We start from the raw sequence: 12,301 nt of genomic DNA, 5'->3' as shown, positions 1-12,301 counted from the left end.
AGTCCTCCTAGTGGGTGTGCGCGGCGTGGGCGGCGGCGGCCGGGGCCGCGTCGGCGGGGGCCGCGTGGGCGGGGGCCGCGTCGGCCGGGTTCGCGTGGGCGAGGGCCGCGCCGGCGCCGAACTTGAAGCCGAGTCGGCCGTGCGCGAACCCGCCGCCGGCGCGGATCGCGGTGGCGACCCAGGCGGCCTCGGCGAGCTCGGCCTCGGTCGCGCCGGCCGTCACCGCGCGCTGGCTGTGCCCGTCGATGCAGTAGACGCACTGCGTGGTGATGCCGACGGCGAGGGCGATGAGCTCGCGGTACTTGAGCGGGATCGCGCGGCCCTCGGCCTGGAACACCGACTCGTCGAACTGGACGAAGGCCTTGAGGATGTCCGGGGTCTGCTGCTTGTAGACCTTCGTGAAGGTCTTGTCCTGTTCGCGGTCGAGGTAGTCGGTCATGTCGGCGACGCTAGGGCGGTCGGGGCACCGAGGCGACGGGTGTTGCGGACCGTGACCGGCGGTGTCGTCGTGTGACGCGGTGCCGCCGGCCGGCCGTCACACGGCGTCACGCGCGGCGCGGGCGCGGCCGCGCGGCGGCGGCGGCGGTCGGCCGGCGGCGGCGGGGTCGGCCGGCGGTGCGAGGTTGATCACCTGGTGCGGGGCTGCAAGCCCGCACGGGGTGACCAACCTCGCACCGTGCGGCAGCGCGGCCGCACCGCGGACCTCGCACGGTGCGAGGTCAGAGCCCCCGGGCGCGCGCCGCGAACCGCCCGCGCAACGTCACGTCCTCGTACGACCGGTGGAACACCCCGCGGCGCTGCAGGATCGGCACGAGCTCGTCCACGACGGTCTCGAGGCCCCGCGGGAACTCGTCGATCATCAGGTTGAAGCCGTCGGCGGCACCGGTGCGGTACCAGTCCTCGATGGTGTCGGCAGCCTGTTCGGGCGTGCCGACCACGATGCGGGCGCCGTACCCACCGAAGCCCCGCAGCACGTCCCGCAACGAGGTGTTGTTGGCGCGCACCCACCGCACGACCGTCTCGTGGTACCCGAGCGAGGGCCCGTACGTGACCGGGTCGACCTCGCGGTCGAGGACCGCCGACGGGATCGGCGCGTCCGGGTCGAGCCCCGACAGGTCGGCGTCGAGGTGCGTCCCGAGCGCCCGGAGCGAGTAACCGTCCGGCGCGAGGGCCTCGAGCTCGTCGAACCGGCGTTGCGCCTCGGCCTCGGTGCTGCCGAGCACGAGCGACAGTCCGGGCACGACCGCGACGTCGGCCGAGCTCCGGCCGTACGTCTCGGCGGCGACCTTGACCGCGCGCCGGTGCTCGCGGGCGGGTTCCGGCGTCAGCTCGACGGCGAAGACGCCCTCGGCGACCCGCGCCGCCAGGTCACGACCGTGCGGCGATCCCCCGGCCTGGAACACGACCGGGTGCCCCTGCACCGACGGCGAGACCCGGAGCACGCCCTCGAGGTCGAGGAACTCGCCGTGGTGCACGACCGGCTCCCCCGTCGCGGCGGACCGCCAGAGCGCCGTCACGAGGTCCACGAACTCCCCCGCGCGGGCGTACCGCTCGGGCCGGTCGGGGTTCGTCGCGACACCGAAGTTGGCGGAGACCGAGCGGTCGTAGGTGGTGACGGCGTTCCAGGCGACGCGCCCGCCGGACACCGTGTCCAGCGACAGCAGCCGCTCGGCGACGTCGAACGGGTCGTTGTACGTCGTCGATGCGGTGCCGACCAACCCGAGGTGGCTCGTCGCGTCGGCGATCGCCCCGAGCGCCACGAACGGCTCGAGCAGCCCGTAGGCGCGGACGTTCGGGTCGCCGAACGCCGGGTGGTCGGCGAAGAAGACCATGTCGAGCAGGCCGCGTTCGGCGGTGCGCCCGAGGTCGCCCCAGAACGCCGCCGTGAGCAGGTCGGTCGGGTCGACGTCCTGGGTGCGCCAGGCCGCCGGACGCTGCCCGAACCCCTGCAGGTTCACGCCGAGGATCAGGCCGGCGCCGCCGCCAGCGCCCGTCACGCGGTCACCGCCGCGGCGTCCGGCACGGCCAGCCCGAGCAGGGCGCGGAGCGTCGGACGTGTCGGTCGTGTCGGTCGTGTCGGTCGCGTCGGTCGTGGAGGTCGCGTCACGGTCGACCGGGAGGCCCGGTGCGACTCCGCCCCGTCCGTCGCCCCCGGCAGCGGTGCGAGCGGGTGCGCCGCGCCCCCGAGCACGAGGTCCGCCCCGGGCACGTCGACGTCGTGCCAGACCGCGAGGACGGGTTCGCCCTGCCGGCTCGACGGCGTCGTGAGCGGTCCCCGGACGCGGTAGCCGTCCGGCCCGCCGTCGTGGTCGAGCGGTCGGATCCGGTCGGTGTGCGCGAAGACCCCCGACGTGCGGTCCCCGACGATGCTGTCGAGCGGCCAGGTGCGCCACAGCCCGCGGAGCACCCGGGCGAACTCGGCAGGGTCGTGCGGTGCGCCGGTGCTCGGGGCTCCGGTGCTCGGGGCTCCGGTGCTCGGTGCGCCGTGGTCCCGGGCGCCGACGACGATGCCCACCCGGCCGTCCAGGACGTGGTCGAGCGAGAGCACCCGACGGGCGACGTTGTACGGGTGCTCGCGGGTCGGTGCCACGGCGACGAGGAACCCGTGCTCCGGCAGGGCACGGCCGAGGGTGAGCGCCGCGGTCGTCGGGTCCAGCCGGTGGCCGGTGCTCGTCGCCGCGTCGAGGCGGTCGGTGCCGATCGCCACGACGGCGGCTCCGGAACCGACGATGCGGACCGCGAGTCGGGCGATGCCGCCGGGTGTGGCGGCCGCCGCGGCGAGGTCCGTGTCCGGGACGGCGACGACGAGTGGTGCGGGGGCGCTGGGCGCGGTGGTCACGGTGGTCCTCCCGTTCGAGGTGCGCAGAACGGCCCGCCACGGTCACCTCCCCAGCGTCCGTGGCGAGCCGGTGCACCGACCGTAGGTGCTCACCTCGGCACGCTGCACGCAGGTGTCGGCGGGTTGCGCCCCGTGACGGTCCGTTACGGCGGAGCGCTCAGCGGCCTGCCGTCAGCGGTCCAGCGGACTCGCGCCGTTGACGAGCAGGTCGGCGACGATGCGGCGCTTGTGCACGCGCGGGTTGTGCGACGCCAGGGTGCGGGCGTTCCGCCAGTGCCGGTCGAGGCCGAGCGAGCGGAACGTCCCCGAGGACCCGAGCGCGTCGAACACCAGCGTCGTCGCGTCGAGCACCGCGTCGGTGACGATGGTCTGCGCGCGCGCCACCGCGACCCAGCTGCGCTCGAGCGCCGCACGCAGCGCCGGGTCCGTCGACGGGTCCGCACCGGCTGCACGCAGGGCGGTGTGCCGGTCGACAGCCGCGTCCACCGGGCCGAGGCTCGCGGCGAACGCGGCGTCGGCGGCGTGCACCCGGGCGTCGACGGTGCCGATCACGCCCAGCAGCTCCGGATCGTGGGTCGGATCCGCCGCGGTGCCGTTGTGGTGTCCGCGCGCCCGGGACCGCAGCGCCTCGACGCCCTCGCGCAGGGCAGCGCGGCCGATGCCGACCAGGATCGCGTGCATCACCGTCTGGTAGTACTGCTCCTGGTACGGGTACCGGGTCGCGTACGGCAGCACCCGCTCGTCGGGCACCGGCACGTCGGTGTAGGTCACGCTCCCGCTGCCGGTGATCCGCTGGCCGAAGCCGTCCCAGTCGTCGCCGATCAGCACACCGGGGTCGGAGGCGTCGACGAGCGCGACGGACTTCGCGCCGGTGTCGTCGACCGCCAGCACCGTGATCCACCGGGCGTACACGCTGCCCGTCGAGTAGAACTTCCGACCGGTCAACCGCCAGGACCCGTCCGGGTCACGGACGATCCGCGTGGTGAGGTCGACCCCGGTCGTGTTCGCCGACTCGCTCCACCCGCCGCCGACGAACTCGCCGTCGCCGAGCCGCGTGACGATCGCACGGTCGAACGCGGTGCCCTCGGCGTGCACGCGGTCCTCGACGAACGAGAAGTGGTTCCGCCACACGTGCGCCAGGTTCGGGTCGACCTCGGCGATCTCGGCGATCGCCCGGAAGACGTCGGACAGACGGGCACCGACGCCTCCCCACGCGACCGGCGTCCGCCACCGTGCGAAGCCGGCGTCGACGAGCCAGCCGAGCTGTTCCGTGGCGAGACGCTCCTCGCGTTCCCGCTGGCGGGCGTCGAGACCGATCCGCTCGATGACCGGCCGGAGCGGCGCGATCAGCGCGTCGTAGCGGTCGTCGGCCGGGAGCTCACTCGGACACATGGCGGCACGCTACCCAGGTGCGCGCGGCGATCGGCAGGGCGACGCAACGCGAGGCAACCGAGCGCAACCGGACGTCACACGGTGCGCGGACGGCCTCACCACACGATGCGCGCGAACTCCTCGCGGAGCCGTCGGGCCCGGCCCGGGTTGACCTGCTCGACCCACCCGATGCGCCCGAGCAGGTGCGCCCGGAACTCGGGGTGTCCCGCGCGGTTCTGGGAGGCCGGCCCGTGCACCACGGCGTTGTGCAGGACGGCGTGCAGCCGGTCGACCTCGCGGCGCCCGGGCGAGGTCCGCTCGTTGACGACGACGCCCGTGACCGACTGCCGGACCCCGCGGCGTCGCACCCGGGTCTTCGACGGGTTGAGGCGGTGTCCCTGGTCGGTCACGATCCGGTCGACGCCCCGCAGGAACGCGTCCGGTCGCGCGGCGAGCTGGTCGCCCCCGCTGAACGTCAGGTCGTCGGCGTAGCGGGTGTACACCGCGTCGACGGCGCCGGCCCACCCGGCCAGCCGGGCGTCGAGGTGCCGGAGCGAGGTGTTCGCCATCGCCGGCGACGTCGGTGCGCCCTGGGGCAGGTGCGCCGTCGCCAGCGCCTGGCGGAGCGCGTGGCGTTCCTCCGGCGAGCCGCCGACGGGCATCGCGCTGAGCACGTGCACCGGCACCCGGTGGGTGCAGAGGCCGGTCAGCACGTGCGCGAGCGGTTCGGCGAACCCGGCGGCCCGGAAGACGCCGTAGACCGTCGGGGCGCTGACGCTCGCGAAGAACGTCGTGAGGTCGGCGGTGACCACGACCTGCTGGCCGGTGTGCACGGCCGCTCCCGTGACGACGCTCCGGCCGGCCACGAACCCGTGCGCGGCGTCGTGCACGGGCAACATCGTCAGGAGTTCGTCGAGGATCGTCCGTTGCGTGCGGCGGAGCATGTCCATCGGCTTCTCGAGCAGGCGCGGTGCTCGACCGGGTCGGGTGATCCACTCGTGTCGGTAGTGGTGGAGCGGGCTCGAGGGCCCGGAGCGACGGTTCCACGCGCGGGTGTCGGCGAGCCAGAGCAACCGGCCGACGGTGAGGTCGAGGGCCCGGGCGAGCTCGGGCAGGGTGTCGACGAGCAACGGGCTCGCGGTCTCCGGACGGGCACGCACCGCGGTGGCCCGGCGCACGAGCACACGGACCGGCCGGCGGTCTTCGCGCGACCGGTGCAGCGCCACGAGCCGGGGCGCGACGGCCAGCACGGCGGCGAGCTGGCGCGGAGCGTCCACCGGTGGCCGGGGGTACGCCTCGAGCGCAGCGGCGACCGCGAGCCCGACGTACGCGCGCTCGACGCCGACGACCACGTAGCCGGCGGCCGCCAGCTCGTCCGGCTCCCACCGCTCGGCCGTCAGGAACGCATCGGCCAGCGCCGCGGTGACGACGGAGAGGGGCGTGGGGTTCCCGGAGGACCTGTCGGTGCCTCCGTGCAGCGTCGCGCGCGGAGCGCGCTCGCCTGCTCGGGGCGTGTCGTCCTGCTGGTCCTGCGTGCCCCGGGGTGACCCCGGAGAGGTCGACGCGTCACGCGCGTCGGCCGCCTCCCCCGGGAACTCCACGCGCTCACCCTACGGCGACGCGGTGACACCCGGCACCGGTCAGAGGGTGACGAGTGTGCCGTCGGCGGTGCGGACGGTCAGGCGGAGCGCGTCGGACTCCCCCGCGACGATCGGCGCGAGGGACCCCTCGGGCAGGCCGAGGGCCGCGGTCGCCGCAGCGGTGGGCGCCGGGTCGGCACGGACGACGTCGAGTGCGACGAACTCGACGGTGGGCAGCTCGCCGAGGCCGGGCTGCTGCGTGCTCCCCCAGTCGATCAGGAACGGCACGTCGAAGCGGTCGCTCCGCGCCAGCCGCCACTCGAGCAGCGTGCCGTCCGGCGTGCGGCGCGACAGGTCGGCGACCTCGCCCGCGTCGTGCCCGGCGGCGTGCGCTGCGGCCACCGTCGCGGCGACGTCGTCGGGGTGCACGGCGTACGTGACGACCGTCGGCTCGGTCAGCCCGTCGATCCCGAAGGTCGTGGGGACGACGTCGCGGGACGGGTCCGGGCCGATGAGCTCGACGTAGTGCGGCGCCCGCTGCCCGTCCACGGTCAGGGCCACGAGGGCGTTCGCGGTGCCCGTCGGGTGCACGCCACCGGGGGCGGCGGTCACCCCGGTGCGGTCCGCGAACCAGGCGACGACGTCGGCCAACACCGGGCCGGCGATGACGACGTGGTCGAGCAGGCCGGCGGCGCTCACGAGGCGGCCCGTCGGCGCGCCGGGACCTCGGGTTCACCGAGGGACAGCATGAGCCGGTTCGCCCAGTTGAAGAACGCGGCGCCGTTCACGACGTCGACGATCCCGGCGTCGTCGAACCCGGCAGCGCGGAGCCCCTCGACGTCGGACGCGCCGAAGTCGAGCGGGGTGTCCGCCAGGGCCGAGGACGCTGCGGCGACGGCGTTCCACCGCTCGTCGCCGAGGTCGGCGTCCACGCCGTCGTCGAGCAGCCGCTGGACGTCGTCCTCGCGACCGGACTCGCGGGTCGCGGCGGCCGCGTGCACCGAGGCGCAGAACACGCAGCCGTTGCGGCGCGAGGTGACGGCGGCGGCGAGTTCCCGCTCGGCGCGCCCGGCGCCGGCGTCGACGTTGTGGAAGATGTCGAGGTCGGTGCGCGTGCGTGCTTCGAGCGCCGCCGGGTCGCGTGCCAGCAGCCGGAAGTACGGGTTGGCGGCACGCGCGGGTTCGACCAGGGCCGCCACGTGCTCCTCGGTCAGCGCATCACGCTCGAGGGGCGACACCCACGGCACCCAGCCGAGGCCCTGCTGGGTGAACGCGTCCGGGCGGTGCAGGTCCGGGTACTCGTGGACGATGCTCATCGGAGGACTCCTTCGACGGGGACGGGAGCGCTCTGCAGCACGGACAACGCCCATGCGGAGCGGAGCTGGAACGACAGGAACGCGACGAGCTGCGACAGCGTGACGATCCCGTCCGCGTCCCACCCGGCGTCGACGAGCGCGCGCACGGCGTCCGGCGACGCCTCACGCGGCCGCAGGACGAGCAGCTGCGCGTGCACGAGCGCCGCCGTCAGGCGCGCACCGAACACGTCGGCCTCCGACGCCTCCGGCGTCCACACGGCGGCGACGGTGCTCTCCGCTGCCAGGCCGGGTTCGCGGTAGGAGCCGGCCGGCCCCGCGGCCGCAGCCTGCGCGACGGACCGGTGCAGGGCCTCCAGGACGGCTGCGTCGGCCTCGTCGGCGAGCAGGTCGGCGTAGAACGCGGTGGCGCGGGCGAACCCGTGCAGTCCCGCGACGAACGCGGCGACCACGTACCGGTCGACGAGCGGGAACGCGCCCGGCGTGGCGGGTTCGAGCAGGGCGGCGAAGCTGCGCTGCGCGTTCACGCGGGCCTCGGGGCGTCGCGCGCGGATCGTGTGCAGGTGGCTGCCGGGCGCGATGCCCGCCAGCAGGTCGATGACGTCGGCCGTGGGCTGGGTCATGCTGTCCTCTCGGGGGTGCGGGTGCGGGTGCGGTGGGCGTCGCGGAGCGCCGCGGCGGCGTCCGGGCCGGTGGCCAGGCCGAGGCGCGGGGCGACCTCGGTCGCGAGCAGTTCGATCGACCGCAGGGTGGTCTCGTGCCGCGGTTCGACGGAGTGCACCTGGAACGTGACGTCGGTGGCGACGGTCAGGGTCTCGTCCCGCGCGAGCGAGGCGACGACCTCGTCGACGGTGCCGACGTGCGTGTCCGTGACCCGGACGAGGCCGTCGAGGTCGAGCTCGGCCGCGCGGTCGGGCCCGACGATCGTGGCCGCGAACCGACGGAGGTGCGGCTCGGCCTCCTCCAGCACGCGCGTGCGGTCGGGCTCGTCGACGACCACCGCGGACCGTGACGCCAGCACCCGGTACGGCGCACCCTGGGGCAGGGCCGCGCGGTACGCGTCGACGATCGGCAGCTGCAGGTCGTGCAGGAGCAGGTCGGGGGTACGGTCCGGGCGGGGCTGGCTGCGCGAGAGCATCAGGCCGTGGCCCGCCGCGCCCGCGCGGGTACCGCCGCCGACCGAGAAGGTGCCCTCCCACAGCCGGTCGACGAGTCCGTCGGCCGGCGGGTACAGGGTCGCGTCGGTGCCGCGGATCCCCCGTCCGGCGAGGGCGTCCGTGAAGACGTCGAGGTGGTCCGCGAAGACCGTCCGGCGGTCCGCCGCATCGCGCCCGAACGGCGGGAACGAGGACGGTGTGCCGCCCGCGGCGACACCGAGCTGCACGCGACCGCCGCTGATCGCGTCGAGCACGCTGGCGTCCTCGGCGGCGCGGAGCGGGTCGTCGATCGGCAGCGTCACCACGCCGGTCGCCAGCGCGATGGTGCTCGTGCGGCTGGCGGCCGCGGCGAGCAGGACGAACGGCGAGGGCAGTCCGCCCTCGTGCTCGTGGAAGTGGTGCTGGGCCACCCAGGCGCTGGCGTGGCCGAAGCGCTCGGCGGTCTCGATCTGCTCGAGCGCGAAGCGGTAGCGGTCGGCGGCGGGGGCGTCCTCGAGGATCCTCGTGAAGAACCCGGTGCGTGCGGGAGCGGGCTGCTCGTGGTCCGTCATGCGTGTGCCTCCTGTTCCTGCGGTTCTTGCGGGGCCGACTGGGCCGGGGTGGCCGGCTGGGCCGGTTGGGCCGACGCCCTGCCTGCGCGCCCGGGGATCGCCGCCAGCAGCTGGCGTGTGTACTCGTGCTCCGGCTGGTCGAACACCTGCTCGGCGGTGCCGTGCTCGACCTGCACCCCGCGGCGCAGCACCGACACGGTGTCCGCGATCTGCCGCACCACGGCCAGGTCGTGCGAGATGAACACGTAGGTCAGGCCGAGCTCCTCCTGCAGCCGCGCGAGGAGTCGGAGGATCTGCGCCTGCACCGTGACGTCGAGCGCCGAGACGGCTTCGTCGAGCACCACGAGCCGCGGTTCGAGCACCAGGGCGCGGGCGATCGCGACGCGCTGCCGCTGTCCGCCGGAGAGCTCCCGGGGCAGCCGGTCCGCGATCTCCGGCGCGAGACCGACGTGCCGCAACTGCTCCGCGACGCGGTCGCTCCGCTCGGCCGCGTCCCCGATCCGGAAGTTGTCGAGCGGCTCGCGCACGATCCGCCGCACGCTCTGCCGGGGATCGAGCGAGCCGTAGGGGTTCTGGTACACCAGCTGCGTCGTGCGCCGCAGGTCGCGGAGCGCACGCCGCGACCGCAGCGCGGTCACCTCGGTGTCGCCCACCGTGACCGTGCCGGCGGTCGGCCGGGCGAACCCGGCGACCACCCGGCCGGTCGTGGTCTTGCCGGAGCCGGACTCCCCCACGATGGCGTGCGTCGTGCCGACGGCGACGCGGAACGACACATCGTCCACGGCGACGAGCGGCGTGGCGCCGCGCCGGGGGAACTCCTGTCGCAGGTCGCGGACGACCAGCAGGTCACTGCGGACGGGAGGCCCGGATCGCCCGCCCGTGTCCGTCGCGTCCGCGCGTGGCCGGTCCCGGACCACCACCTGCGTCAGCGACGGAGCGTCCGTCAGCAGCGTGCGGGTGTAGTCGGACTGCGGTGCCGAGAACACCCGGTCGGCGGGGCCGGACTCCTGCACGGTGCCGTTCCGCATCACGACCACGCGGTCCGCCCGCTCGGCGGCGACGGCCAGGTCGTGCGTGATGAACAGCACGCCCGTCCCGGTCTCGCTGCGCAGGCGGTCGAGCAGGTCGAGGACCCGCTGCTGGACGGTCACGTCGAGCGCGCTGGTCGGCTCGTCGGCGATCACGAGTGCGGGCTCGAGGGCGATCGCCGCCGCGATGAGGACCCGCTGCCGCATGCCGCCGGAGAGCTCGTGCGGGTACTGGCGGATCCGGGTCGCCGGGTCGTCGATGTCGACGCGCTCGAGCAGCTCGAGCACACGCGCCCGGGTCTTCACCCGGTCCTTCCACCCGTGGATCCGCAGGACTTCGGCGATGTTCGCGCCGATCGTCGCAACGGGGTTGAGCGAGTTGCCCGGGTCCTGCGGCACGAGCCCGATCGCGCGACCGCGGACGCTCCGGAACTCGCGCTCGGACAGGCCGGTGAGTTCGCGGTCGCCGAGGCGGATCGACCCGCCGGCGACCCGGCCGTTGCTCGCGAGCAACCCGATCACCGACTGGGCGACCGACGACTTGCCGCTGCCGGACTCGCCGACCAGGGCGGTGACCTCGCCGGGGGCGACCTCGAGGTCCACCCCGTCGACGGCGGTGACGTCGCCGCGGGCCGTGCGGTAGGCGACGCGCAGGTCCTGGACGGTGAGCAGGGCGGTCATCGGACGCCTCCTCGGATGGCCTGGCTGAGCCGGTTGGTGGCGAGGACCACCAGGACCACGACCACCCCCGGCAGGACGGTGAGCCACCAGGCGGTGGCGACGTAGTTGCGGCCCTCGGCGATGAGGAGCCCCCACTCCGGCGTGGGCGGCGGTGCGCCGTAGCCGAGGAACCCGAGCGTGGAGATCTGCAGGATCGCCGACCCGAACTGCAGGGCGGCGAGGGCGATCACCGGGGTCAGCGAGTTCGGCAGCACGTGGCGGAGCAGCACGACGACACCGCGCCCACCGGAGCCGTACGCCGCCTCGACGTACTCGCTCACCCGGACACGGACGACCTCGGACCGCGACAGTCGAGCGAACACCGCGATCGAGGTAACACCGACCGCGATCGCCGCGTTCGTGGTGCCGAACCCGAGCAGGATGACGACGCTGAGCGACAGCAGCAGGGCGGGGATCGCGAGCAGGACGTCGACCACGCGCATGAGCACGTCGTCGAGGACCCCGCCGGCCGAACCCGCCGCGACGCCGATGGCGGTGCCGACGACCAGTCCGACGAGCACGGCGACCAGCGCACCGACCACCGACTGCGATGCGCCGTACACGACCCGCGTGTACAGGTCGCGTCCGGTGGAGTCGGTGCCGAACCAGTGCGCACCGCTCGGCGCCTGCAGCGAGGTGCCGACCGAGGTCGTCGGGTCGCCGTGTGCGAAGAGCTGCGGGAACACCGCCGCGACGAGAGCGACGGCGATGACGAGTCCGGGCAGCACGAGTCCGGGGACGAGTCGGACGGCGACGCGGGAGCGCCCGAGCGTCCCGGTGGCGATGGTGGCCGCGGTCATCGGGCGCCTCCCGTGCGCAGGCGTGCGTCGAGCACGGGGTAGAGCAGGTCGACGACCAGGTTGATCACGACGAAGACGACGGTGGACAGCACGACGACCGCGAGCAGGACGGGGGTGTCCCGGTTCGCGACGGCCTGTGCGGTCAGCTGGCCGATGCCCTCGCGGGCGAAGACGGCCTCGGTGACGACCGCGCCGCCGACGAGCTCGCCGAACAGCAGGCCGCCCATCGTCAGCGTCGGCAGGAGCGCGTTCCGGCTGACGTCCTTCCAGAGCAGCCACGAGGTGCTCGCGCCGCGCGCCCGGACGACGGCCACGAAGGGCTGCTCCGACACCTCGTCGATGCTCCGCATGAGCACCTGGGCCAGCGGGGCGGCGATCGGGATGGCGATCGTGATCACCGGCAGGATGAGCGACTGCACCGGGTTCGCGTTCAGCACCGGCACCAGGCCGAGCCGGAACGAGAACACCTGGATCAGGATGATGCCGATCCAGAACACGGGCAGCGACACGAAGAACGGCGGCAGCGAGCGGAACACCCGGCGCAGCCACCGGCCGCGGCCGTACGTCGCCGTGAAGGCGATGGTGCCGGCCAGCAGCAGCGCCAGCGCGAAGCCGAGGGCTGCGAGCACGAGGGTGGCCGGCAGTGCGGTCGCGATCAGGGTGGACACCGCCGCGCCGCTCTGCACGGAGTAGCCCCAGTCACCAGTGAGGAACCCGAGGGCCGACCGCCAGAGCCGCACCGGGAACGCGTCGTCCGCGCCGTAGGACGCCCGGATGTCGGCGAGCTGGTCCGGCGACAGCCCGAGTTCGGGGCTGCCGTACCGGGCGAGCACGGCGTCTCCGGGCAGGAGCGCGAGGAGCACGTACGCGGCGACGAACGCCACGACGAGCACGACGAGCGCCTGCCCGGCACGCCTGGAGAGGAAGGCCATCGGGTCGGCG

12 protein-coding genes are annotated in these 12,301 nt (G+C 74.6%); all 12 read right to left on the bottom strand.

Annotation, left to right across the window (positions count from 1 at the left end):
- Nucleotides 1–7: 7 nt before the first annotated feature.
- Entirely contained in the window at nucleotides 8–439 is a 432-nt protein-coding gene (locus ACIPV1_RS01565; protein ID WP_402725642.1) for a carboxymuconolactone decarboxylase family protein, read from the bottom strand.
- A 280-nt stretch (nucleotides 440–719) separates the two neighbouring features.
- Nucleotides 720–1,997 carry an NtaA/DmoA family FMN-dependent monooxygenase gene (locus ACIPV1_RS01560; protein ID WP_402725641.1) on the bottom strand — a complete coding sequence of 426 codons (1,278 nt, stop codon included), beginning with the start codon at nucleotides 1,995–1,997 and terminating at the stop codon, nucleotides 720–722.
- Entirely contained in the window at nucleotides 1,994–2,839 is an 846-nt protein-coding gene (locus tag ACIPV1_RS01555) for an LLM class flavin-dependent oxidoreductase (protein ID WP_165900983.1), read from the bottom strand. Before ACIPV1_RS01555 ends, ACIPV1_RS01560 begins: the two co-directional genes overlap by 4 nt.
- A gap of 171 nt (nucleotides 2,840–3,010) precedes the next feature.
- The gene (locus ACIPV1_RS01550) at nucleotides 3,011–4,231 is read right to left on the bottom strand and encodes an acyl-CoA dehydrogenase family protein (RefSeq protein ID WP_402725640.1); all 1,221 of its coding nucleotides are present in this window, start codon (nucleotides 4,229–4,231) and stop codon (nucleotides 3,011–3,013) included.
- Between the two features lie 95 nt (nucleotides 4,232–4,326).
- A complete protein-coding gene (locus ACIPV1_RS01545) occupies nucleotides 4,327–5,811 on the bottom strand; it encodes a reverse transcriptase domain-containing protein (protein ID WP_402725639.1) in 1,485 nt (494 codons plus the stop codon).
- A gap of 39 nt (nucleotides 5,812–5,850) precedes the next feature.
- Nucleotides 5,851–6,489, bottom strand: a complete 639-nt coding sequence (locus ACIPV1_RS01540; RefSeq protein ID WP_111085637.1) for a VOC family protein — start codon at nucleotides 6,487–6,489, stop codon at nucleotides 5,851–5,853.
- Nucleotides 6,486–7,106 carry an alkylhydroperoxidase domain protein gene (locus ACIPV1_RS01535; RefSeq protein WP_402725638.1) on the bottom strand — a complete coding sequence of 207 codons (621 nt, stop codon included), beginning with the start codon at nucleotides 7,104–7,106 and terminating at the stop codon, nucleotides 6,486–6,488. Before ACIPV1_RS01535 ends, ACIPV1_RS01540 begins: the two co-directional genes overlap by 4 nt.
- The gene (locus ACIPV1_RS01530) at nucleotides 7,103–7,726 is read right to left on the bottom strand and encodes a CMD domain protein (RefSeq protein ID WP_402725637.1); all 624 of its coding nucleotides are present in this window, start codon (nucleotides 7,724–7,726) and stop codon (nucleotides 7,103–7,105) included. The genes ACIPV1_RS01535 and ACIPV1_RS01530 overlap by 4 nt, the downstream gene beginning before the upstream one ends.
- Nucleotides 7,723–8,811 (bottom strand): putative FMN-dependent luciferase-like monooxygenase, encoded by a 1,089-nt coding sequence (locus tag ACIPV1_RS01525; RefSeq protein ID WP_402725636.1) that lies wholly within the window; start codon nucleotides 8,809–8,811, stop codon nucleotides 7,723–7,725. The genes ACIPV1_RS01530 and ACIPV1_RS01525 overlap by 4 nt, the downstream gene beginning before the upstream one ends.
- On the bottom strand, nucleotides 8,808–10,520 hold the full coding sequence (locus ACIPV1_RS01520) for a dipeptide ABC transporter ATP-binding protein (protein ID WP_402725635.1): 1,713 nt from the start codon (nucleotides 10,518–10,520) through the stop codon (nucleotides 8,808–8,810). The genes ACIPV1_RS01525 and ACIPV1_RS01520 overlap by 4 nt, the downstream gene beginning before the upstream one ends.
- Complete coding sequence (locus ACIPV1_RS01515) at nucleotides 10,517–11,359, bottom strand: ABC transporter permease (protein WP_132100511.1); 843 nt, start codon at nucleotides 11,357–11,359, stop codon at nucleotides 10,517–10,519. Before ACIPV1_RS01515 ends, ACIPV1_RS01520 begins: the two co-directional genes overlap by 4 nt.
- Entirely contained in the window at nucleotides 11,356–12,291 is a 936-nt protein-coding gene (locus ACIPV1_RS01510) for an ABC transporter permease (protein WP_402725634.1), read from the bottom strand. The genes ACIPV1_RS01515 and ACIPV1_RS01510 overlap by 4 nt, the downstream gene beginning before the upstream one ends.
- Nucleotides 12,292–12,301: the final 10 nt, after the last annotated feature.

The sequence above is a fragment of the Curtobacterium sp. NPDC089991 genome (assembly GCF_044748425.1).
Lineage (GTDB): Bacteria > Actinomycetota > Actinomycetes > Actinomycetales > Microbacteriaceae > Curtobacterium.
The sequence above is the reverse complement of the archived record's forward strand: the minus strand, read 5'-3'. Positions and strand labels throughout refer to the sequence as shown.

What these genes read in the sequence shown, in the direction of transcription:
- ACIPV1_RS01535 (WP_402725638.1), bottom strand. Translation starts at nt 7,106, where the DNA reads ATGAGCATCGTCCACGAGTACCCGGACCTGCACCGCCCGGACGCGTTC.
- ACIPV1_RS01550 (WP_402725640.1), bottom strand. Translation starts at nt 4,231, where the DNA reads ATGTGTCCGAGTGAGCTCCCGGCCGACGACCGCTACGACGCGCTGATC.
- ACIPV1_RS01515 (WP_132100511.1), bottom strand. Translation starts at nt 11,359, where the DNA reads ATGACCGCGGCCACCATCGCCACCGGGACGCTCGGGCGCTCCCGCGTC.
- ACIPV1_RS01525 (WP_402725636.1), bottom strand. Translation starts at nt 8,811, where the DNA reads ATGACGGACCACGAGCAGCCCGCTCCCGCACGCACCGGGTTCTTCACG.
- ACIPV1_RS01510 (WP_402725634.1), bottom strand. Translation starts at nt 12,291, where the DNA reads ATGGCCTTCCTCTCCAGGCGTGCCGGGCAGGCGCTCGTCGTGCTCGTC.
- ACIPV1_RS01530 (WP_402725637.1), bottom strand. Translation starts at nt 7,726, where the DNA reads ATGACCCAGCCCACGGCCGACGTCATCGACCTGCTGGCGGGCATCGCG.
- ACIPV1_RS01565 (WP_402725642.1), bottom strand. Translation starts at nt 439, where the DNA reads ATGACCGACTACCTCGACCGCGAACAGGACAAGACCTTCACGAAGGTC.
- ACIPV1_RS01520 (WP_402725635.1), bottom strand. Translation starts at nt 10,520, where the DNA reads ATGACCGCCCTGCTCACCGTCCAGGACCTGCGCGTCGCCTACCGCACG.